18 protein-coding genes are annotated in these 20688 nt (G+C 67.1%); 11 read left to right on the forward strand and 7 right to left on the reverse strand.

Translation table 11 applies throughout. The annotated features are described in order from the left end of the window. Positions 1 to 210: 210 nt before the first annotated feature. A complete protein-coding gene (locus RND78_RS07555) occupies positions 211 to 2841 on the reverse strand; it encodes a cellulase family glycosylhydrolase (protein WP_312727363.1) in 2631 nt (876 codons plus the stop codon). Between the two features lie 417 nt (positions 2842 to 3258). Further along, positions 3259 to 4242 carry a hypothetical protein gene (locus tag RND78_RS07560; protein ID WP_312727365.1) on the reverse strand — a complete coding sequence of 328 codons (984 nt, stop codon included), beginning with the start codon at positions 4240 to 4242 and terminating at the stop codon, positions 3259 to 3261. 148 nt (positions 4243 to 4390) lie between these two features. On the opposite strand from RND78_RS07560, the gene RND78_RS07565 reads away from it, so the two are divergent. Next, on the forward strand, positions 4391 to 4942 hold the full coding sequence (locus tag RND78_RS07565) for a DinB family protein (RefSeq protein ID WP_312727367.1): 552 nt from the start codon (positions 4391 to 4393) through the stop codon (positions 4940 to 4942). Positions 4943 to 5200: 258 nt separating this feature from the next. On the opposite strand, the gene RND78_RS07570 is transcribed toward RND78_RS07565, so the two are convergent. From RND78_RS07570 to dadA, 4 genes are all read right to left on the reverse strand, one after another. Then, the gene (locus RND78_RS07570) at positions 5201 to 5755 is read right to left on the reverse strand and encodes a cupin domain-containing protein (RefSeq protein WP_059228949.1); all 555 of its coding nucleotides are present in this window, start codon (positions 5753 to 5755) and stop codon (positions 5201 to 5203) included. Positions 5756 to 6016: 261 nt separating this feature from the next. Beyond that, complete coding sequence (gene alr / locus RND78_RS07575) at positions 6017 to 7087, reverse strand: alanine racemase (protein WP_312727369.1); 1071 nt, start codon at positions 7085 to 7087, stop codon at positions 6017 to 6019. Between the two features lie 90 nt (positions 7088 to 7177). Beyond that, positions 7178 to 7534: a RidA family protein gene (locus RND78_RS07580; RefSeq protein WP_058761624.1), complete on the reverse strand. Its 357-nt coding sequence runs from the start codon at positions 7532 to 7534 to the stop codon at positions 7178 to 7180. Continuing rightward, on the reverse strand, positions 7509 to 8807 hold the full coding sequence (dadA, locus tag RND78_RS07585) for a D-amino acid dehydrogenase (protein ID WP_312727371.1): 1299 nt from the start codon (positions 8805 to 8807) through the stop codon (positions 7509 to 7511). Before dadA ends, RND78_RS07580 begins: the two co-directional genes overlap by 26 nt. Positions 8808 to 8964: 157 nt before the next feature. Here dadA and RND78_RS07590 point away from each other — a divergent pair, with 157 nt between their 5' ends. The 9 genes from RND78_RS07590 (at position 8965) to RND78_RS07630 (ending at position 17827) form a co-directional block, all read left to right on the forward strand. Further along, a complete protein-coding gene (locus RND78_RS07590) occupies positions 8965 to 9453 on the forward strand; it encodes an Lrp/AsnC ligand binding domain-containing protein (RefSeq protein WP_058785672.1) in 489 nt (162 codons plus the stop codon). A 59-nt stretch (positions 9454 to 9512) separates the two neighbouring features. Then, positions 9513 to 10793, forward strand: a complete 1281-nt coding sequence (locus RND78_RS07595) for an FAD-binding oxidoreductase (RefSeq protein WP_312727374.1) — start codon at positions 9513 to 9515, stop codon at positions 10791 to 10793. Then, positions 10790 to 12340: a phospholipase D family protein gene (locus RND78_RS07600; protein WP_312727377.1), complete on the forward strand. Its 1551-nt coding sequence runs from the start codon at positions 10790 to 10792 to the stop codon at positions 12338 to 12340. The genes RND78_RS07595 and RND78_RS07600 overlap by 4 nt, the downstream gene beginning before the upstream one ends. Positions 12341 to 12815: 475 nt before the next feature. Beyond that, positions 12816 to 13865, forward strand: a complete 1050-nt coding sequence (gene bioB / locus RND78_RS07605; protein ID WP_312727378.1) for a biotin synthase BioB — start codon at positions 12816 to 12818, stop codon at positions 13863 to 13865. Between the two features lie 144 nt (positions 13866 to 14009). Continuing rightward, positions 14010 to 15185, forward strand: coding sequence for an 8-amino-7-oxononanoate synthase (gene bioF / locus RND78_RS07610; protein WP_312727381.1), 1176 nt, complete (start codon positions 14010 to 14012; stop codon positions 15183 to 15185). 7 nt (positions 15186 to 15192) lie between these two features. Then, entirely contained in the window at positions 15193 to 15918 is a 726-nt protein-coding gene (locus RND78_RS07615) for an alpha/beta fold hydrolase (RefSeq protein WP_312727384.1), read from the forward strand. Beyond that, on the forward strand, positions 15899 to 16696 hold the full coding sequence (bioC, locus tag RND78_RS07620; RefSeq protein ID WP_312727386.1) for a malonyl-ACP O-methyltransferase BioC: 798 nt from the start codon (positions 15899 to 15901) through the stop codon (positions 16694 to 16696). Before RND78_RS07615 ends, bioC begins: the two co-directional genes overlap by 20 nt. A 5-nt stretch (positions 16697 to 16701) precedes the next feature. Beyond that, on the forward strand, positions 16702 to 17373 hold the full coding sequence (gene bioD, locus RND78_RS07625; RefSeq protein WP_312727388.1) for a dethiobiotin synthase: 672 nt from the start codon (positions 16702 to 16704) through the stop codon (positions 17371 to 17373). A gap of 187 nt (positions 17374 to 17560) precedes the next feature. Next, positions 17561 to 17827, forward strand: coding sequence for a hypothetical protein (locus RND78_RS07630; protein ID WP_312727390.1), 267 nt, complete (start codon positions 17561 to 17563; stop codon positions 17825 to 17827). 46 nt (positions 17828 to 17873) lie between these two features. Here RND78_RS07630 and RND78_RS07635 read toward each other — a convergent pair whose 3' ends face one another. Further along, positions 17874 to 19931, reverse strand: a complete 2058-nt coding sequence (locus tag RND78_RS07635) for a methyl-accepting chemotaxis protein (RefSeq protein ID WP_312727391.1) — start codon at positions 19929 to 19931, stop codon at positions 17874 to 17876. Between the two features lie 183 nt (positions 19932 to 20114). Here RND78_RS07635 and RND78_RS07640 point away from each other — a divergent pair, with 183 nt between their 5' ends. Continuing rightward, the gene (locus tag RND78_RS07640; RefSeq protein ID WP_312727393.1) at positions 20115 to 20687 is read left to right on the forward strand and encodes a xanthine phosphoribosyltransferase; all 573 of its coding nucleotides are present in this window, start codon (positions 20115 to 20117) and stop codon (positions 20685 to 20687) included. The last annotated feature ends 1 nt before the right edge of the window (position 20688 follow it).

The following is a 20688-nucleotide window of genomic DNA, read 5'->3' on the forward strand; positions in this document are numbered from 1 at the left end:
CTAACGTGTGCCGTCGCGAGCCGAGGCATTTAGCCTTGGGCTTAGTCATACCGCCACTGGCTACGCGACCAACCCACTCACTCCGATCAGTCCCCTCTCCCTCCGGGAGAGGGCTAGGGTGAGGGCCCGCCCAACTCCCATCCCCCCAAAACGACACCGCCCCCACGCCAGACAGGCAGTGGGGGCGGCGCGTTTTGACGCTGGGCGTCCTTACTTGGCGAAGCTGGTCACCATGTCGAAGATCGGCTTGGGTCGCTTGAGGTCATACATCATCCCGAAATGCTGCTCGTGGACCACCGGGTTGTTCGGCTCGTCGAGCAGTTCATAGACGTTGATCTCGGCCACCACGTCGCGGTAGCTGGTGTTGAGCACCGTGAGCATCTGCTTGACGCTGTCGTAGCAGGCCTGGTCGCCGGCGCGGCCGCCGTCGGTGTTGCCCTGGTAGACGTTGCCGCAGTTCATCTCGTTGAAGAACACCTTGGTCTTGTACTTGGTGGCCATGGCGCGCATCTGCCCCAGGTACATGTCCATCCAATAGCCCTTGTCGTCGAAGTAGGGGTAGTAGTGGAAGCTCACGTAGTCGAAGTTGAAGCCCGACGCCTTGGCCTGGTCGAGGAACCACATGGCGCCATTGCGATCACCCGGGCAGCGCGCGGTGCTGCTCTTGTCGTCCGAGTTGCAGGCCATGACGTTGATGGTGGTCTTGAGGTTGGCGCCCAGCTCGTCCGAGGCCTGCTTGATGCCACGGTAGATGCCGACCAGCACGTTGATGCGGTCCTGGGCACCGGTCTTGGTGTAGTCCTGTTCGTTGCCGATCTCCCAGATCTTGATGTCGTTGGCGTAGCGCTTGGCCAGGGTATAGGCCTGGGCCTGACTCAGCTTGTGGGTGATCACCGGCCGCAGGGTGATCTTGTACTGGCGTGCCAGGGCCACCAGCCGATCCAGCCGGTCGAAGTTGGTCACCAGGTACTCGCCGGAACGATAGGTGCGCAGGTTACGCGCCGCCAGGAGTTGCAGGCGGGCTTCCATCTCCGAGTCCGGATAGGCATCGCTGTTGTCGTGCCCCACCACCCCCAGGGGGATGTTGGCGAAGCCACTCAGCGGCGCCGAGGAGACCGTGCCATTGGCCACCGGCGGGGTCACGGTCTGCACCGGCTGCACGCTGGCCGCGGGGGTTGGCGTGGTGGCGGTGCCCTGGGCCATGGCCGTGCTCACCTTCTTGTCGAAGGCGGTCTTATCGTCGCCGAGGCTGCTGCGCATGACCTCCAGCGGCAGGTTGGCACGTGAGGTGACGCCATTGGCCAGACGGCTGGTCCAGTAGGCGCTGCCACTGCTATCGGCGCTGCGCCCATAGAGGGTCTGGTAGACCTGGTTGACCAGGGCCGCGCCACTCAGGGAGCCATAGAGGGCGGTGGATTCGCTGTTGGCGGCGAAGGTGGCCGCCAGTTGCTCGACGCTCAGGTCGCTGGCCAGGCGCGAGGCCCAGTAGTTCAGGCCGCCGGCATCGGCCGCCCGCCCGTAGTAGGCCAGGTAAAGCTGCTGCACGGTAGTCAGCTTGGACGAGGTCGCGGCATTGGCGGCAGTCCCGGTCGTGCCGGTGGTGGTGCCCGTCCCCGTGCTCACGCTGGCACCTGCGGTGATGGCGGTGGTGGTGCCCGTACCCGCAACCGGTGCGGCGCCCGTGGTGGCACCGGTGGTCCCGCCCGCAGTGCCGGCGGTTCCGATTGCGCCGGTGGTGCCCGTCGTCGCCCCGCCGGTGGCGGTCTCGGTCTTGGCCGGCGTGGTGGCGGTTGGCGTGGCGGCGGTTGGCGTCACCTGGGGGCCGATGCCGCTGCAGCTGTCCTTGTCGAGATACTTGGCGAGCACTGCCCACTGCGGCCGGTCCTTGCCATTGATCGGCTCGACCGCCTGGTTGTAGTTCGCCCAGCCGGGGCCGGCAGCCCAATAGGTGGCCGGGATGCAGTTCTGCTTCAGGTAGGCCAGCATGTTGTCGAGAATGGGCAACCAGCGCGCATCCGTGTCAGGCACGCCGAAGCCACCGATGAAACCGCGCTTGTTGTTGGCCTTGAGCCAGGAGACGAAGGGCTTGAGGCGATCGACGCCATAGCTGGGCGCCAGGGTCGCGACGTTCAGGTTGGTGTCGAAGAAGGCCTGGGCCATGAAGACCAGGTTGTTGGCGGGGTCGGTCAGCCCGCGCAGGGCGTCGTTCCACTGCGGCCAGCGGGTGGTGTCGGCCCAGCCGTTGCCCTCGATGAAGATCGGGTGGGTGGTGTCGGCCACGCGCACGCCGTTGATGCCGTACTGGGCGGCGGTCGGCCAGTTGCTCACGGCGTCGTGGGGCTCGTTCATGATGTCGTAGCCATAGAGCGCCGGATGGGTACCCCAGCGCTGCGCGACCCGGGTCATGAGATTCTGGAAGGCCTCGTAGGGGACTTCACCCGCGCCGATGACCTTGCCCTGGTAGCGGGCGTAGTTGTGCAGATCGAGGATGACCTTGACGCCGTACTTCTGGGCATAGCCCAGGGTGCGATCGACCAGGCCCGCGTAGGTCGGGTCGAGGTTGACCCCCATGGACGGCTGCAGACGCTCCCAGAGGATGGGAAAGCGCACCAGCTTCACGCCCTTGGCGCTCCACTGCTGGAAATGGCTCTCGGCCGGGAAGATGAAGTTGCGGTCGTTGACACCGGGCAGTATTTGAGCGGCGAAGGTGGCGCCGGAGAAGTTGAGGCCGACCAGGTCGACGGCCTGGGCCGAGGTAGCGAGCGAAGCGGTAGCGAGCAAAGCAGGGAGCAGCAGCGCCTGACGCGGCAGGCGACGCGAGATAGAGCGAAGGATAGTCATTGAAGCGGAACCAGATAGGCCCGAGGTGCGCGATTCGATCCGTGCATCCCACCTCGGTACAGCAGGAAAACTGCCAGGGAAGATCGTTTGCCCGGCACCCGCGGAGACTAGTGCAAGCGCTGGACCAAGAAAAACCGGTGCCATCACAAAGCGCAGTGAACGTGACGCTTTTCCAGATGTACGGCGCTGATGATGGCACCTTCGCTACCGTTGGTCGGTGACTGGGCGGTCAGCCGGTGGTCCAGCCGTAACGAAAAGTCAGACTTGTCCGCTTTCTGACGCCTAGTATGGTGTTTCAGAAGTTCCGCAAGAATTGGCGGTGATTCTGGTTCGGTTCGGCGCTCCGGCTGAGCGGCAACGCCACTCAGGGGCAAAAAGCGCCGCCAAAATTGTCTAGATAACTTCTGAAACACCACACTAGGGCGAACCGGCATAACGACGAACCAGCGCCATCACCGCCTTTGGTCGATCCAGGTCGTACAGCAGTCCGAAGTGCCGCTCGTGGGGCACCGGATGGGTGGGCTCGTCGAGCAGTTCGTAGATATTGATCTCGCGTACGACGTCTCGATAACGCCCATTGAGTTCGGACAGCAGCTGTTCGAGGCTGTCGTGGCAGCCGTGGTCGCCCGGCCGGCCGCCGTCGGTGGCGCCGTTGTAGATCTCGCCGCAGTTGGCTTCGTTGAAGAAGACCTGGGTGCGGTACTTCTCCGCCAGGGCACGCATCTGGCCCAGGTAGAGATCCATCCAGCGCCCGCGGTCGTGGTAGTGCGGGTAGTAATGGAAGCTGATGTAATCGAAATCGAAGCCGGCGGCCTTGGCCTGCTCGAGAAACCACAGGGAGCCCGACCGCTCACCGGGGCAGCGCGCCTTGGGGCCGGTGTCATAGGGATTGCAGGCCATGACGTTGATGGTGGTCTGCAAATTCGCGCCCAGTTCGTCGGAGGCCCGGCGGATGCCACGGTAGATGTCCACCAGGCGACTGATGCGGACGCCGGCGCCGACCCGCGAATGATCCTGCTCGTTGCCGATTTCCCAGATCTTGATGTCACTGGCGTAACGCTTGGCCAGGGCATAGGCCTGGGCCTGGGTCAGTTGCTGGGTGATCACCGGCCGCAGGGTGATCCTGTATTGCCGGGCCAGGGCGACCAGGCGATCCAGGCGCGGCAGGTCCAGCAGCAGGAATTCGCCGGAGCGGTAGCTGCGCAGGTTGTAGCGGTCGAGCAGTTGCAGCCGCTTTTCCATCTCGGCATCGGGATAGGCGGCGTTGTTGTCGTGGCCCACCACGCCCAGGGGAATATAGCCCAGTGCCGGCAGGGTCACGGACTCGGCGGCCGGCACCGTGCCGACCAGGAGCAGCGCCAGCGCCAGTCCCAGGCCGTACCCTCGCGAACCCTGTCGCATCGTGCACTTCCTTGCCGGTGAGAGATCCAGGGCGCGAGCATGGCAAAGCGCCGCCAGAGCCTCAATGCCGAGGGTGCCCAGGCTGCGACCTCCGGCACACAGCGGCAGGTTACAGTAGGTGTCCGCGCGCCTTGCCGAGGACTTGTCCATGACCACCACCCTGCTGCTGGCCCAGGCCTGCAACAATCGCTGGTCCAATCACCGCCTGCTCGCCGCCTGCGCCACGCTGTCGACCGATGCCCTGCACGCGCCGCAACCCGCGGCCTTCTTCGGTTCGCTCTGGGCCCTGCTCACCCACCTGCTGGATGTCGATCGTTTCTATCTCGATGCCCTGCACGACCAGCCCCGACCCTACCGTGATGAGGACTGGCCGGACCTGGCCACGCTGACGGCAGCCCAGGCCGTCAGCGACCAGCGCCTGATCGCCCTGTGCCGCACCCTCGATGCCGAGCATCTGACCCAGCTCATCACCCTGCCCCGCGCCACCGGCCCGGTACGGGAACAGCGGCTGCGCACGCTCCAACATCTCTTCGTGCACCAGCTGCATCACCGGGGCCAGGCCCACGCCCTGCTGCTGGCCAGCGGCGTGGCCCCGCCGCAACTGGATGAGTTCTTCCTCGCCCAGGACGAGCCGCTGCGCCGGGCGGAATTGCAGGTGCTGGGCATAGATGAAGGGGAGTTGTGGGGGACTACCTTGTAGGAGCGGCCCATGGCCGCGATTGCGCCCCCTCGACGCCATCCTATCGCGGCCATGGGCCGCTCCTACGAAGCCAGGTCGTAGCGTGGAAAACGCTGTAGCCTTTTCCACCTGGAATCCATCATCAGGGGCACCCTCACCCCAACCCTCTCCCGAGGGGAGAGGGAGCTATCCGAGCAGACGCTTGCCTCCATCACTCCAGGCAAGATCGCGATCAGCCGTTGCGCTCCTACAGAGATACGCCCTGCGCCGCGGCGATACTCAGAAATTCGCCGGCGTGGTCGCGCTGATCAGCCGGGCGGGGGCCTCGAAGGGATTGCGGAAGCGGTGCGGCCGGCTGCTTTCGAAGTAGTAGCTGTCGCCGGGTTCGAGGATGTGCACCTCGCCGCCCACGGTCAGTTCCAGGCGGCCTTCCACCACCAGGCCGGCCTCCTCGCCTTCGTGGGCGTACATCTCCTCGCCGGTGTCGGCACCCGGCGGATAGGTCTCGTCGAGGAAGGCCAGGGCGCGGCTGGGATGGGCGCGACCGACCAGGCGCATGCGCACGGTCTGGGCGCCGCTGGCGATGTCGATGAGTTCGTCGGCGCGATAGACCACCTGGGTCGGGGCGTCCTGCTCCAGGTCCAGGGAGAAGAACTCGACCAGAGACATGGGGATGCCGGCCAGCACCTTCTTCAAGGAGCTGATGGAAGGGCTGACGCTGTTCTTCTCGATCATCGAGATGGTGCTGTTGGTCACTCCGGCGCGCTTGGCGAGCTCGCGCTGGGACAGGCCCTTGAGGGTGCGGATGGTTTGCAGGCGGGCACCGACGTCCAAGGTGGTGAAGTCTCCTCGACAGGGCGGACGAGCCGCGGGCTAGCACCACGAAGGTGTGGTGTTCAGCATCATGGCAACGCTGTTCGAGATTTACAACACGCCCGCGGCGCCGGCTGTCTTAGAGCCTGTTCATAAGCTCGCGAGCTAGAGCCAAACAAGGCGAAAATGGCTGAGGAAGCGGAGTTTACAAGTGGTAAATGAGCATTCCGAAGCCATTTTCAACGCGGTTTGGCCGACGCGCAGCAGATTTTGAACAGGCTCTTAGCCTTGGTAGTGGCGTGGCACCCGCTTGAGGTTGCACAGCAGCTGGTAGGGAATGGTGCCGCAACGTTCGGCCAGGTCGGCGACCGAGACCTGCCGCCCCCAGAACTCCACCTCGCTGCCTACCCCCGCCTGGGGATGATCGCTGAGATCGACGGTGAGCATGTCCATGGATACCCGCCCGATCAACCGCCCTGGACGGCCCTCGATGGCCACCGGAGAGCCATTGGGCGCATGACGTGGATAGCCGTCGGCATAGCCCAGGGCAACCACGCCGACCCGCGTCGGGCTCTCGGTGACGAAGCGGGCGCCATAGCCCACCGGCTCGCCGGCGGCCAGCTCGCGTACGGCGATCACCCGCGAGGTCAGGGTCATCACCGGCTGCAGTCGCTCGGCGGCGGCCTGGGGCGTGGTGAAGGGCGAGACGCCATAGAGCATCAGCCCCGGGCGTACCCAGTCACCGGCCGCCTGGGGCCAGCCCAGGGTAGCCGGCGAATTGCGCAGGCTGGTGGGACCCCGCAGGCCCTCGGTGGCCGCGCGAAAGGTGGCGATCTGCGCCGCGGTGGCCGGGCTGTCCGGTTCGTCGGCGCGAGCGAAGTGGGTCATTTTTACGATGCTGCTGACCTTGCCGCTGGCCAGCACCCGCTGATAGGCCGCCGCGTAGTCCTGGGGAAAGAAGCCGACCCGGTGCATGCCGGAATCCAGCTTCAGCCAGACCTGCAACGGCCGCGCCAGGGCGGTCCGCTCCAGGGCGTCGAGTTGCCAATCGGCGTGGATCACCGTCCAGAGATCGTGCTCGGCGATCAAGGGCAGCTCGTCGGCGGCGAAGAAGCCTTCCAGCAACAGGATAGGCGCGCGGATGCCCGCGGCGCGCAGCTCCAGCGCCTCCTCGAGGCAGGCCACGGCGAAGCTATCGGCGTCGTCAGCCAGGGCGCCTGCCACCGCCACCGCACCATGCCCGTAGGCATCGGCCTTGATCACCGCCAGGGCGCGGGCATCGGAGAGTTCCCTCGCCAGGCGATAGTTCTGGCGCAAGGCGGCAAGGTCGATGAGGGCGCGAGCGGGACGCATGGAGAGGTCTCGGCAGAGAGGGAAAGTTTGGCGGGCGTTGAAACACCCTCACCCCGGCCCTCTCCCAGGGGGAGAGGGGGAATAGCGGTCTTACGCCTTGACGGCGGCGATGACGTTCATTTCCACCAGGATATCCGGCTTGGCCAGCTTCGCCTCTACCGTGGTACGACCCGGGGTGGCGCCCTGGGCGACCCACTCGTCCCAGGCGCGATTCATGCCCTCGAAATGCAGGGCGATGTCGCGCAGGAAGATGGTCACCACCAGGATGTGCTGCTTGTCGCTACCGGCCTCGGCGAGAAATTTGTCGACGTTGGCCAGGGTCTCGCGGGTCTGCTGGTAGATGTCGCCGGAAAAATCGTCGGCCAGCTGGCCGGCCAGGTAGACGGTACCGTTGTGGATGTTGATCTCGCTCAGGCGACGATCAGTGTGCAGACGCTGTACGGGCATTGCGCGGGGACTCCTGGGTAGCGGAATAACGGGAGATGTCGAGACCCGCGGCGCTGATCTGCGGCTGCTTGCGGGCGATCAGGTCGGCCAGCAGGCGACCGGAGCCGCAGGCCATGGTCCAGCCCAGCGTCCCGTGCCCGGTATTGAGGAACAGGTTGCGATAGCGGGTGGCACCGACGATGGGGGTCCCGTCCGGGGTGGTGGGACGCAGGCCGGTCCAGAAGCTGGCCCGGGCGAGGTCGCCGCCGCGAGGATAGAGATCGCCGGTGATCATTTCCAGGGTCGCGCGCCGGCGCGGGTCCAGGCTCAGGTCGAAGCCGCAGATCTCGGCCATGCCGCCGACGCGGATGCGATCGTCGAAGCGAGTGATGGCGACCTTGTAGGTCTCGTCGAGGATGGTCGAGGTCGGCGCCATGGCGGCATCGACGATGGGCACGGTCAGCGAATAGCCCTTGAGCGGATAGACCGGGGCGCGAATGCCCAGGGGCGCCAGCAGTTGCGGCGAATAGCTGCCCAGGGCCAACACATACTGGTCGGCGGTGAGCAGCTCGCCATCGACCTTGACGCCGTCGATACGATCGCCATTGGCGCTGAGTTGCTGGATCTCGGCGCCGAAGCGGAATTCCACGCCCAGGCGGCGGGCTTCCTCCGCCAGGCGATTGGTGAACAGGAAGCAGTCGCCGGTCTGGTCGTTGGGCAGGCGCAGACCACCGGCCAGCTTGTGCTTGACCGCCGCCAGCGCCGGTTCGACGCGGGCCACGCCGTCGCGGTCGAGCATTTCGAAGGGCACGCCGGAGCGCTCCAGGACGGCGATATCCTTGGCTGCCGCATCCACCTGCTGCTGGGTGCGGAAGATCTGGGTGGTGCCCAGCTGACGGCCTTCGTAGGCGATGCCGGTCTCCTCGCGCAGCTCGTCGAGGCAATCGCGGCTGTATTCGGACAGCCGCACCATGCGCTCCTTGTTCACCGCATAGCGGGCCGCGGTGCAATTGCGCAGCATCTGCGCCATCCACAGGTACTGGCTGGCATCGCCGGTCAGGCGAATGGCCAGGGGCGCGTGCTTCTGGAACAGCCACTTCAGGGCCTTGAGCGGCACGCCGGGCGCAGCCCAGGGCGAGGCATAGCCAGGGGAGACCTGGCCGGCGTTGGCATGGCTGGTCTCCAGCGCGGGACCGGCCTGGCGATCGACCACGACCACCTCGAACCCCTGGCGGGCCAGATAGTAGGCGCTGGTGGTGCCGATGACGCCGCTACCCAAAACCAGTACACGCATCGTTAGCTCCTGGCCGGCGAGAGGATTTCGCCGGCTTTCGTCGGAATGAAGGCAGATACAGCAAGTATAGAAAGCAGCGTGCAGTGCTAATCACTGAAGAATTGCCTATATTCGGAGTAATTTTCCGGTAAAGCCCCCTTTGGCAGAGACCCCCGCGATGCGTACCCATCACCAGGCCAGGCGCGAGCTGGACAAGATCGACCGCAACATCCTGCGCATCCTCCAGGAAGACGGGCGCATTTCCTTCACCGAGCTGGGCGAGCGGGTGGGCCTGTCCACCACGCCCTGCACCGAGCGCGTCCGCCGGCTGGAGCGCGAAGGCATCATCCAGGGCTACAACGCCCGCCTGAATCCGCAGCACCTCAAGGCCGGCCTGCTGGTGTTCGTCGAACTGAGCCTGGACTACAAGTCCGGCGACACCTTCGAGGAATTCCGCCGCGCCGTGCTCAAGCTGCCCCAGGTACTGGAATGCCACCTGGTCTCCGGCGAATTCGACTACCTGGTCAAGGCGCGCATCTCGGAGATGGCCTCCTACCGCAAGCTGCTCGGCGACATCCTGCTCAAGCTCCCTCATGTGCGCGAATCCAAGAGTTATATCGTGATGGAAGAGATCAAGGAGACCCTGAGCCTGCCGGTGCCGGATTGAGGCTTTTCGTCGTGCGTCCGACGCGGTAGGGTCCCGCATCGCCCGAAGTGAAGCCACCCATGTCCGCGCATGCCCCCTCCTACTACGCCGCCACCGTCAACCAGACGCTGAGCTTTCCGCCCCTGGAGGGCGAGGTCCAGGCCGATGTCTGCGTGGTCGGTGGTGGCTTCTCCGGGCTCAATACCGCCCTGGAACTGGCCGAGCGCGGCGCGCGGGTGCTGCTGCTGGAAGCCCGGCGCATCGGCTGGGGCGCCAGCGGGCGCAACGGCGGCCAGTTGATCCGCGGCGTCGGCCATGACGTCGAGCAGTTCGAACCGGTGGTAGGCGCCGAAGGTGTGCGCGAACTCAAGCGGCTGGGCTTCGAGGCGGTGGACCTGGTGCGCCAGCGCATCGCCCGGCACGGTATCGACTGCGACCTCACCTGGGGTTTCGCCGACCTGGCCAACAAGCCGCGCCACTGGCAGCACCTGCAGGAAGAACAGGCCGCGCTCCAGGCGCTGGGCTATCCCCATCCGCTACGGCTGGTGCCCAAGGCCCAGTTGGCCGAGGTAGTGGGCTCCGAGCGCTACGCCGGCGCCCTGGTGGACGAGGGTTCCGGCCACCTACATCCACTCAACCTGGCCCTCGGCGAAGCCGCCGCGGCCCGGGCCCTGGGCGTGCAATTGCATGAAGACAGCCAGGTCACCCGCCTGGAACACGGGCCCAAGGTACGGATACACACCGCCCGCGGTCGGGTGGTCGCCGATACCCTGGTGCTCTGCTGCAACGCCTATATCGATGACCTGCAACCCGACCTTTCCGCCCAGGTCCTGCCGGCCGGCAGCTATGTGATCGCCACCGAGCCACTGCCCGCCGAGCGCGCCGCGCGGCTGTTGCCGGGCAATCGCGCGGTCTGCGACCAGAACGTGGCGGTGGACTATTTCCGCCTCTCCGCCGACCGTCGCCTGCTGTTCGGCGGTGCCTGCCACTACTCGGGACGCGATCCCAAGGACATCGCCGGCTACATGAGACCCAAGATGCTGGAGGTCTTCCCCGAGCTGGCGGACGTGCGGGTGGACTATGCCTGGGGCGGCATGATCGGCATCGGCGCCAATCGCCTGCCGCAGATCGGCCGGTTGCGCGAGCACCCCAACGTCTTCCATGCCCAGGCCTATGCGGGTCATGGGGTCAACGCCACCCACCTGGCCGGTCACCTGCTGGCGGAGGCGATCCTGGCCCAGTCGGCCGGTTTCGACCTCTTCGCCCAGGTGCCCCATGCGCGCTTCCCCGGCGGTCGCCATCTGCGCTCGCCGCTGCTGGCCCTGGGCATGCTCTGGTATCGCCTCAAGGACCTGCTGTGATCCGTCTGCTCGTCCCCCTGCTGCTGGCGCTGCTGGCCGGCTGCACCACGCCGATCCCACGCCACGCCTCCCAGGTCCTGCCCGCCACCGGCACCGCCCTGGACCGCCAGGTGCGCGCGGCCGGCGCCGCCCACCCGGGTCTGTCTGGCCTGCGCCTGCTGGAAACCAGCACGGATGCCTTCACCGCCCGCGCCGAGCTGATCCGCAAGGCCCAGCGCAGCCTGGACATCCAGTACTACATCGTCCACGACGGCCTGACCACCCGCCTGCTGGTCAACGAATTGCTCAAGGCGGCGGATCGCGGCGTGCGCATCCGCTTCCTCATCGACGACACCAGCAGCGACGGCAACGATTACCAGATCGCCGTGCTGGCGGCCCACCCCAACGTGCAGATCCGCGTGTTCAATCCGCTGCACTTGGGCCGCAGCACCGGCCCGACCCGCGCCCTGGGACGGCTGGTGGACCTCAACCACCAGCACCGCCGCATGCACAACAAGCTATGGCTGGCCGACGACAGCGTGGCCATCGTCGGCGGGCGCAACCTGGGCGACGAGTACTTCGATGCCCGCCCGGAGATGAACTTCACCGACCTCGACCTGCTCGCCGCCGGCCCGGTGGCGCGCCAGCTGGGTACCAGCTTCGACCAGTACTGGAACAGCCCCCTGAGCCAGCCGGCCCGGCGCCTGCGCTGGTTCGCCCCCTCCGCCGGCGCCCTGGTACGGCTGCGCGAACGGCTGCATCACTACCTCGACAGCGAACGCACACAGGACCTCGCGCTCTACAACCGCCTGCGCCGCTACGCCACCGCGCCCCAGCTCGATGGCTGGCTGCAGGAGCTGACCTGGGCCCACGCCCAGGCACTCTGGGATGCGCCGCGCAAGGTACTGGCCGACGACGAACCGGACTGGCAACTGCTGCTGACCCGCCAGTTGCAACCGACCCTGGATGGCGCCCAGCACGAACTCTTGCTGGTGTCCTCCTACTTCGTGCCCATGGACCAGGGGGTCGCCTACCTGGGAGGCCTGGCCGCCCGTGGCGTCGACGTCCGGGTGCTGACCAACGCCCTGGAAGCCACCGACGTCCCCGCGGTGCACGCCGGCTACGCGCCCTATCGCGCCGCCCTGCTGGCCCAGGGCGTCAAGCTCTTCGAGCTGCGCGCCCGTCCGGACCAGAAGAGATCCGCCCTGCCCTACAGCTTCGGCGAGTCCGAATCCAGTCTGCACAGCAAGGCCATGGCCATCGACGGGCGCTGGTCCTTCATCGGCTCCTTCAACTTCGATCCGCGCTCGGTACTGTGGAACACCGAGGTCGGCATCCTGGTAGACAGCCCGGTTCTCACCGGCCGCCTGCGCCAGCTGATGCTGCAGGGCATGGCCCCCAGCGTGTCCTACGAGGTGCAGCGCGTCGAGGATCAGGGGCGGGTACGGCTGGAGTGGGTCAGCGAACGTAACGGCCAACCCCGGGTGCTGCACCACGAACCCGGCAGCGCCTGGCGCCGCTTCAACGCCTGGGTGGTCAAGGCAGTGGGATTGGAACGGATGCTCTAACCCAGGTGGGGCCACCGCGGCCATGGCGGTCCGCCGATGCGGCCGCTCCTACAGAAGCATCACACCCCTGTAGGAGCAACTGTCTCATCGTAGGAATACATCACGTAGCGTGGAAAACGGCGTAGCCTTTTCCACTGGGCCTCGTGGTGAGGGGCACCCTCACCCCAACCCTCTCCCGCGGGGAGAGGGGGCTACCCGCGCAGGCACTCGTCTCCATCACCCCGGCAATACCGGGATCGGACGTCTCCCCTTCCGTAGGAGCGGCCCATGGCCGCGATAGCCCTTAGGCCTACGAAGTTACCTCCGTACCGAACCCAACGAACCCGATCCGCGCCACAGCGCGTCAATCTCCCTGCAAAAAATCCGGTAATTGGTCGTTTTTCACACAGTAGTCAACCACAACTTCCGCTAAGGTCGACCGCATTCCGAAGGCCCCGCTCCGGCACCCGGCCGTCCAATGCATCGAGGATCTCCCATGAGCGCTACCACCCTGCGTCACGACTGGACTCTCGCCGAAGTCCGCGCCCTGTTCCAGCAGCCCTTCAACGACCTGCTGTTCCAGGCCCAGAGCGTGCATCGCCAGCACTTCGATCCCAATCGCGTACAGGTCTCCACCCTGCTGTCGATCAAGACCGGCGCCTGCCCGGAAGATTGCAAGTACTGCCCCCAGTCCGGCCACTACAACACCGGTCTGGAAAAGGAAAAGCTGATGGAGGTGCAGAAGGTGCTGGAGGCGGCCGCCGAGGCCAAGGCCATCGGTTCCACCCGTTTCTGCATGGGCGCCGCCTGGAAGCACCCCTCCGCCAAGGACATGCCCTACGTCCTGCAGATGGTGCAGGGCGTGAAGGCCCTGGGGCTGGAGACCTGCATGACCCTCGGCCGCCTGGACCAGGAGCAGACCCGCGCCCTGGCCGACGCCGGCCTCGACTACTACAACCACAACCTGGACACCTCGCCGGAGTTCTACGGCAACATCATCACCACCCGCACCTACGGCGAGCGCCTGCAGACCCTGGCCTACGTCCGCGAAGCCGGGATGAAGATCTGCTCCGGCGGCATCCTCGGCATGGGCGAGTCGGTGGACGACCGCGCGGGCCTGCTGATCCAGCTGGCCAACCTGCCCGAGCACCCCGAGTCGGTGCCGATCAACATGCTGGTCAAGGTCCAGGGCACCCCGCTGGCCGAGGAAAAGGACGTCGATCCCTTCGACTTCATCCGTACCCTGGCCGTGGCGCGCATCCTCATGCCCAAGTCCCACGTGCGCCTGTCCGCCGGCCGCGAGCAGATGAACGAGCAGATGCAGTCCCTGGCCTTCCTGGCCGGCGCCAACTCCATCTTCTACGGCGAGAAACTGCTGACCACCGGCAACCCCCAGGCCGACAAGGACATGCAGCTGTTCGCCCGCCTCGGCATCCAGCCCGAAGCCCGCGAGGAGCATGCCGACGAGGTACACCAGGCCGCCATCGAGCAGGCCCTGGTGGAGCAGCGCAACAGCGAACTCTTCTACGACGCCGCCACCGCCTGACTGCCCCCGCTCTTCCCCCTCTCCCTCTGGGAGAGGGCCGGGGTGAGGGAACACCCTTCAGCCAACCCGCGCTCCAGACCACCCCCTCTCCCCTTGGGAGAGGGCTGGGGTGAGGGGCTCTAAGAACCACTGAGATACCATCCCATGGCCTTCGACCTCGCCGCCCGCCTGGCCCAGCGTCACGCCGAGCACCTCTACCGGCGCCGACCACTGCTGGAAGCGCCCCAGGGCCCCGAGGTGGTGGTGGATGGCGAACCCCTGCTGGCCTTCTGCAGCAACGACTACCTGGGCCTGGCCAATCACCCGCAGGTCATCGCCGCCCTGCGCGCTGGCGCCGAGCGCTGGGGCGTGGGCGGTGGCGCCTCGCACCTGGTGATCGGCCATAGCGGCCCCCACCACCAGGTGGAAGAGGCCCTGGCCGAACTCACCGGCCGGCCGCGCGCCCTGCTGTTCTCCACCGGTTACATGGCCAACCTGGCGGCGGTCACCGCCCTGGTCGGGCGTGGCGACAACGTACTGGAAGATCGCCTCAACCACGCCTCCCTGCTCGACGCCGGCCTGCTCAGCGGCGCGCGCTTCGCCCGCTATCTGCACAACGACCCCGCCAGCCTGGCCGAGCGCCTGGCCAAGGCCGAGGGCGATACCCTGGTGGTCACCGACGGCGTCTTCAGCATGGACGGCGATCTCGCCGCCCTGCCCGAACTCTGCCAGGTCGCCCAGCGCCACGGCGCCTGGACCCTGGTGGACGACGCCCATGGCATCGGTACCCTGGGCGCCACCGGCGGCGGCATCGTCGAGCACTTCGGCCTGGACCACACCCAGGTCCCGGTGCTGGTCGGCACCCTGGGCAAGGCCTGCGGCACCGCCGGGGCCTTCGTCGCTGGCAGCGAGGAACTGATCGAAACGCTGATCCAGTTCGCCCGCCCCTACATCTACACCACCAGCCAGCCACCGGCGGTGGCCTGCGCCTCCCTCGCCGCACTGCAGCTCGTCCGCGAAGAGGGCTGGCGCCGTGAGCTCCTGCACACTTTGATCCAGAGATTCCGCACGGGCGCGACGGCCCTCGGCCTGGACCTTATGCTCAGCGCCACGCCGATCCAGCCGATCCTGGTCGGCGACAGCGCGCGCGCCCTCGCACTCTCCGCCGCCCTGCGTCGCCGCGGGATCCTGGTCACCGCCATCCGACCGCCCACCGTACCGGCCGGCAGCGCCCGCCTGCGGGTGACTCTGACGGCGGCCCATCGCGAAGCGCACGTGGACCTCTTGCTCGACGCTCTGGCCCAGGCCATGGCCGAATTACCGCCCGACGCGGATAAGTGACCGACCGATGCGCGATACCCTGATCTTGCTACCCGGCTGGGGCCTGGGCAGTGCCCCGCTGGAGCCTCTGCGTGACGAACTCGTCGAGCAGGCCCCCTTTCTCGACGTGCTGATCGAGCCGCTGCCGACCCTGACCGACACCCAGGCCTGGTTCACCGACCTGGAAGCCCGCATCGCCGAGGGCGTCTGGCTGGCCGGCTGGTCGCTGGGCGGCATGCTCGCCAGCGAGTTCACCCTGCGCCGCCCGGAAGGGGTGCACGGCCTCGTCACCCTGGCCAGCAATCCCTGCTTCGTTGCCCGTGCCGGCTGGCAGACCGCCATGGCGCGCAGTGTCTTCACCGATTTCTTCGAAGCCTGCTCGCTGGACGCCGACCAGACCCTCAGGCGCTTCACCCTGCTGGTCGCCCAGGGCGCGCGCGACAGCCGTACCCTCGCCCGCCAGTTGCAGGTGACCCTGCCCGAGGTCGAGCCCGAGGTGGTCCTCGCCGGCTTGGAACTCCTGGCACGGCTGGACACCCGCGCCGCCCTGCAGGCCTTCAGTGGTCCCCAACTGCACCTGTTCGGCGCCCACGACGCCCTGGTCCCGCCTAGCGCCGCCCAGGCGTTGCGCGACGAACTGCCCAGCGCCCAGATCGAGGTCCTGGAGCACGCCAGCCATGGCCTGCCCCTGGAGCGTCCGGACGAGGTGGCCACCCGTATCCGTGAATTCATCTATGCAGGACGCGATGGCTGACGTATTGCCCGACAAGCGCCAGGTGGCGCTGTCCTTTTCCCGCGCCGCCGACCACTACGACGGTGCCGCCCTGCTGCAACGCCGGGTCGCCGACCGCCTTCTCGCCCGGCTACCCGCCATGAGTCCGCGACGCTGGCTGGACCTGGGCAGCGGCACCGGCTATTGCAGCCGCGCCCTGGCCCGCCGCCATCCTCAAGCCGAAGGCCTGGCCCTGGACCTGGCACCCGGCATGCTCCGCCACGCCCGGACGCAGGGCGCCGGCGCCCGGCACTACCTCACCGCCGACGCCGAACGCCTGCCCCTGCGCGCGAACTGCTGCGACCTCATCCTTTCCAGTCTGGCGCTGCAGTGGTGCCCGGACCTGCCCGCCGTGCTCGCCGAGGCGCACCGTATCCTGCGTCCGGGCGGGATACTGGCCTTCAGCAGCCTGGTCGAGGGCACCCTCGACGAACTGCGCCAGAGCTGGGCCCAGGTGGACGACCAGGTCCACGTCAACCGCTTCCGTCGTCAGGTCGCCTACGTCGAGGCCGCCGCAGCCAGCGGCCTGGCGACGCTGGCCCTGGAGGTCGAACCCGAGCGGCTGCACTTCCCCGACCTGCGCGCCCTCACCCAGCACCTCAAGGCCATCGGTGCCCATAACCTCAACCAGGGTCGCCCCCAGGGCCTCACCGGACGCCAGCGCCTGGCGGCCTTCACCCAGGCCTACGAAAGCCTGCGCCAACCCGCCGGCCTGCCCGCCACCTACCAGGTGATCCACGTCCTGCTGCGCAAGGAATGACCACCATGCCCGCCTATTTCGTCACCGGTACCGACACCGAGATCGGCAAGACCACCATCGCCGCCGGCCTGCTGCACCGGGCCCGGCTGCAGGGCCTCGCCACCGCCGGGGTCAAGCCGGTAGCCTCCGGTTGCGAACGTACCGCCGAGGGCCTGCGTAACGGCGATGCCCTGGCCCTGCTCGGCGAGACCTCGCTGCCCCTCGCCTACGCCGACATCAATCCCATCGCCCTGGAACCGGCCATCGCCCCGCACCTGGCCGCCCGCGAGGCAGGTATCGACCTCAGCGTCGCTACCCTGGCCGCACCGGTGCGGCGCATCCTGGCACTGCAGGCCGACTTCACCCTGGTGGAAGGCGCGGGCGGCTGGCGCGTCCCCCTGGCCGGGCGCGAGTCGCTGTCCGACCTCGCCCGCGTACTGGGCCTGCCGGTGATCCTGGTAGTCGGCGTTCGCCTGGGCTGCATCAACCACGCTCTGCTCAGCGCCGAGGCCATCCTCGCCGACGGCCTGCCCCTGGCCGGCTGGGTGGCCAACCTGGTGGCGCCGGCCACCCTGCGCCTGGACGACAACCTCGCCACCCTGCACGAGCGCCTGCCCGCGCCCTGCCTGGGCATCGTGCCGCACCTGGCCGAGGCCGGCCCCGCCGCGGTCGCCGCGCACCTGCGCCTGCCCGGCTGATATCAGCTGGGCGCTGGTCAACCCGCTGCCATCAGCCAGGCGAGTGCGGGCAACCACGTCAGCCTCCAGCGTGGCCTGGGCGACGATCCAGCAATAGCAGGGACACAGGCGGTCACAGAGAACGATGGTTTGTTGGCGTCAAAACTGATCTAATAGCCCTCTGACATCACCGTCGAGGACGTCGTCCATGAACGTGACATCAAGCAACTCGCTCTACGGCGGCCTGCAGGCCTTCCAGAACGGTAGCCGTATGGTCGACAAGGCCGGCACCGCCATTGCCTCCCAGACCGCGCGCAACCAGGAACAAGCCCTGGGGGCGACCACCAACAGCGAGGCTGATCTGGCCAGCCAGCTGGTCAATCTGGATGTCGGCAAGTACCAGGCATTGGCCGGCAGCAAGGTCATGCAGACCGCTCAGGAAACCCTCGGGACCCTGATCGATACCAAGGCCTGATCGTACATCTTGGTTGAAAGGGGCGCCTGGGCGCCCCTTTCGTCTTTCAGCTCAGCCGGAATTTCGTGGTGTTGGCCACCAGGGTTCGGCTGCCCTCGGCCAGCCCGGCTGCCGTGTTCTGCACGGTGCGGGCGTTGCCGAGCAGGTCGGCGGCGGCGGCATCGATCTGCTGGATGTTGCCGCTGACCTCATCGGCAGTGGCTGCCTGTTCCTCGGCTGCCGTGGCGATCTGCACCAGGGTATCCGACACTCCCTGCACCGATTCGGCGATTTCCTCCAGCCGTCGCCCCAGGCCGGTGACCGACTGGGCGTCGCTGGCGGCCTGGCCACAGGCCTCCTGCATCAGGGACACGGCCTGGGCCACGGTGCTGCTCAGGCTGCCGACGGTCCCGGCGATCTGCGCCGTGGAGGCCTGGGTGCGTTGCGACAGCGAGCGCACCTCATCGGCCACCACCGCGAAGCCGCGCCCCTGATCACCCGCCCGCGCCGCCTCGATGGCGGCGTTGAGCGCCAGCAGGTTGGTCTGCTCGGCGATGCCGCGGATCACGTCCACCACCTGCTGAATCTGCCCGGCCTGGGCATTGACCTGGGCCATGGCCTCGGCGGTGTCGCCCAGGCGCTGGTTCAGCCGCTGGATGCTGCTGGTGGTCTGCCGGCTGTCGTTCTGGCTGGCCTGGGCCATCTCGCGCATCTGCTCGGCGCGCCCAGCAGCCTGCTCGCAACTCTCCGCCACACCCTGGGCCGTAGCGGCCAATTCGGTCGCCGCGGTGGCGATCTGGGTGATCTGCAGGCGCTGGGCCTCCACTGCACCCAGGGCCGACTCGGCCTGCTGGCCCAGCTGCCCGGAGGCGACGCCCACCTGGCGACTCTCCTGGTCGACCGCCTGCAGACTGCCGCGCAACTGGACCACGGCCAGATCCAGGGCCTGGCCGATGTCGGCCAGCTCGTCCTGGCCGACGATCCGCGCAGTGCGGGTCAGATCGCCGTCGCGCAGGCCTTCGGCCAGGGTGGTGATGCCGCGGGCACTGCCACGAATGGCGGCCTGCATGCACAGCAGCAGATAGCAGGTCACGATCAGCAGCAGGCCGAAGCCGGCGGCGATGACGCTGAAGCTGCGCACCGCATCGGTGGCGTAATACTGCAGCCGACCATCCAGGCTCAGCAGGGTCTGCTGCCGAAAGGTCTGCAACCCTTGCAGGATACCGTCGATCGTTGCCTCGAACTGCTCCGGCTTGAAGGTGATCTCGGTGCCATACAGGCCGTCATCGATGCGCTTGAGGCTGGCGTCCAGCTGGCCCAGCAGTTGCTGGTAGTCGCCGCTCCAACTGGCCATGCTGGCGGGCAGCTTGTCACTGAGCAGGGTACCGACCTTGACCAGGCTGTCGCGGGAGTCGCCGACGCGCGCGCGCAGGTCGCGCAATTGCAGGCGGCTCTGCAGGCTGAATTGCCCCGCCACCACGCTGGTCTGGCCGATGCTGCCCAACCGGCCCAGGCGCTCGGTCAGATCGACCGCTTGCGTCGTACCTATCTGCATCAGCAGATAGGTTTCCAGCCAGGGATCGAGGATCAGGCCGCTGCTGAGAGCGATCTCCTCGCGCAGCGCCTGGACGGCGACGAGAGCATTGGTCAGACGATCATAGCCATCCGGCCACCAGCCGAGGTTGCGCAGGTCCTCGACCCCCAGGCCCTTGAGGGCCTGCTGCAGCGTCTGTAGCCGCTCGTTCACTCCAGCACCCAGGCGCTCCGCCTGAACCTGTTGCTGCAGCGCGGCCAGGCGTTCCTGACGGTTGGCGATGCGTTGCTCCATGGCCGCGATGGCGGCCTGCACGGCCGGCGTCGGCTGGCGGACGACATCGATCGCCTTCCAGCGCGCGGTCAGGTTGCGTTGCGCGATGATCCCGGCCTCCAGGGCATCCAGCCGTTGCAGCAGGCGGACACCGCTGCGCTCGCCACTGACGGTCGACAGCTTGGCCTGAAAATCCGCGCCCAGCAGCCAGAGGCTGATCCCCATGGGCAACAGGAACAGCACGAACAGCAAGGCGAACTTGCGGGCGAAACCGAACCGGCTCAGCACCCGGATCCCCGGTGACAACAAAACACCCATGACCCACCGCTCCTCTGCCCATCCGCCCACTATCGCCGTTCACCCCTTGCGGGTGTTCATAAGACGAATTGTCGGCAAACTAACGACTTTCTTGATAGATAGGGCACAATCGCCGCCCTTCCCGTTTTCCCAGACCCGGTCCTGCCCGGCAGGACCGGGCGTTGCCGTCAAAGGACCGCCCGCGTGGACCGTCTCAAAGCCAAGATCCAAACCGAAGGCCAGGTACTTTCCGAACAGGTGCTCAAGGTCGATGCCTTCCTCAACCACCAGATCGATCCGGCCCTCATGCAAGCCATCGGCCAGGAATTCGCTCGTCGCTTCGCCGGGGCCGGTATCACCAAGATCGTGACCATCGAAGCCTCGGGCATCGCCCCGGCGGTAATGACCGGACTGGAGCTTGGCGTGCCGGTGATCTTCGCCCGCAAGCACCAGTCCTTGACACTCACCGACAATCTCCTGGTGGCCAGTGTCTATTCCTTCACCAAGCAGATGGAGAGCACCATAGCCGTCTCGACCATGCATCTGTCGTCCGACGACCGGGTGCTGATCATCGACGACTTCCTCGCCAACGGTAAGGCGGCCAAGGCCCTGATTTCGATCATCGGCCAGGCCGGCGCCCAGGTCGTGGGACTGGGTATCGTCATCGAGAAATCCTTCCAGGCCGGACGCGCCGAACTCGACGCCCAGGGTTACCGGGTCGAGTCCCTGGCGCGCGTCGCCTCCCTGGCCGATGGCCAGGTCACCTTCGCCGAGTAGA

Origin of the sequence: Pseudomonas oryzihabitans (assembly GCF_032027545.1) — a bacterium.
GTDB lineage: Bacteria > Pseudomonadota > Gammaproteobacteria > Pseudomonadales > Pseudomonadaceae > Chryseomonas > Chryseomonas oryzihabitans_F.

What these genes read in the sequence shown, in the direction of transcription:
- dadA (WP_312727371.1), bottom strand. Translation starts at nt 8,807, where the DNA reads ATGCGTGTACTGGTTTTGGGTAGCGGCGTCATCGGCACCACCAGCGCC.
- RND78_RS07565 (WP_312727367.1), top strand. Translation starts at nt 4,391, where the DNA reads ATGACCACCACCCTGCTGCTGGCCCAGGCCTGCAACAATCGCTGGTCC.
- RND78_RS07630 (WP_312727390.1), top strand. Translation starts at nt 17,561, where the DNA reads ATGAACGTGACATCAAGCAACTCGCTCTACGGCGGCCTGCAGGCCTTC.
- RND78_RS07580 (WP_058761624.1), bottom strand. Translation starts at nt 7,534, where the DNA reads ATGCCCGTACAGCGTCTGCACACTGATCGTCGCCTGAGCGAGATCAAC.
- bioD (WP_312727388.1), top strand. Translation starts at nt 16,702, where the DNA reads ATGCCCGCCTATTTCGTCACCGGTACCGACACCGAGATCGGCAAGACC.
- RND78_RS07595 (WP_312727374.1), top strand. Translation starts at nt 9,513, where the DNA reads ATGTCCGCGCATGCCCCCTCCTACTACGCCGCCACCGTCAACCAGACG.
- RND78_RS07560 (WP_312727365.1), bottom strand. Translation starts at nt 4,242, where the DNA reads ATGCGACAGGGTTCGCGAGGGTACGGCCTGGGACTGGCGCTGGCGCTG.
- RND78_RS07555 (WP_312727363.1), bottom strand. Translation starts at nt 2,841, where the DNA reads ATGACTATCCTTCGCTCTATCTCGCGTCGCCTGCCGCGTCAGGCGCTG.
- bioC (WP_312727386.1), top strand. Translation starts at nt 15,899, where the DNA reads ATGCAGGACGCGATGGCTGACGTATTGCCCGACAAGCGCCAGGTGGCG.
- RND78_RS07615 (WP_312727384.1), top strand. Translation starts at nt 15,193, where the DNA reads ATGCGCGATACCCTGATCTTGCTACCCGGCTGGGGCCTGGGCAGTGCC.
- RND78_RS07635 (WP_312727391.1), bottom strand. Translation starts at nt 19,931, where the DNA reads ATGGGTGTTTTGTTGTCACCGGGGATCCGGGTGCTGAGCCGGTTCGGT.
- bioB (WP_312727378.1), top strand. Translation starts at nt 12,816, where the DNA reads ATGAGCGCTACCACCCTGCGTCACGACTGGACTCTCGCCGAAGTCCGC.
- bioF (WP_312727381.1), top strand. Translation starts at nt 14,010, where the DNA reads ATGGCCTTCGACCTCGCCGCCCGCCTGGCCCAGCGTCACGCCGAGCAC.
- RND78_RS07590 (WP_058785672.1), top strand. Translation starts at nt 8,965, where the DNA reads ATGCGTACCCATCACCAGGCCAGGCGCGAGCTGGACAAGATCGACCGC.
- alr (WP_312727369.1), bottom strand. Translation starts at nt 7,087, where the DNA reads ATGCGTCCCGCTCGCGCCCTCATCGACCTTGCCGCCTTGCGCCAGAAC.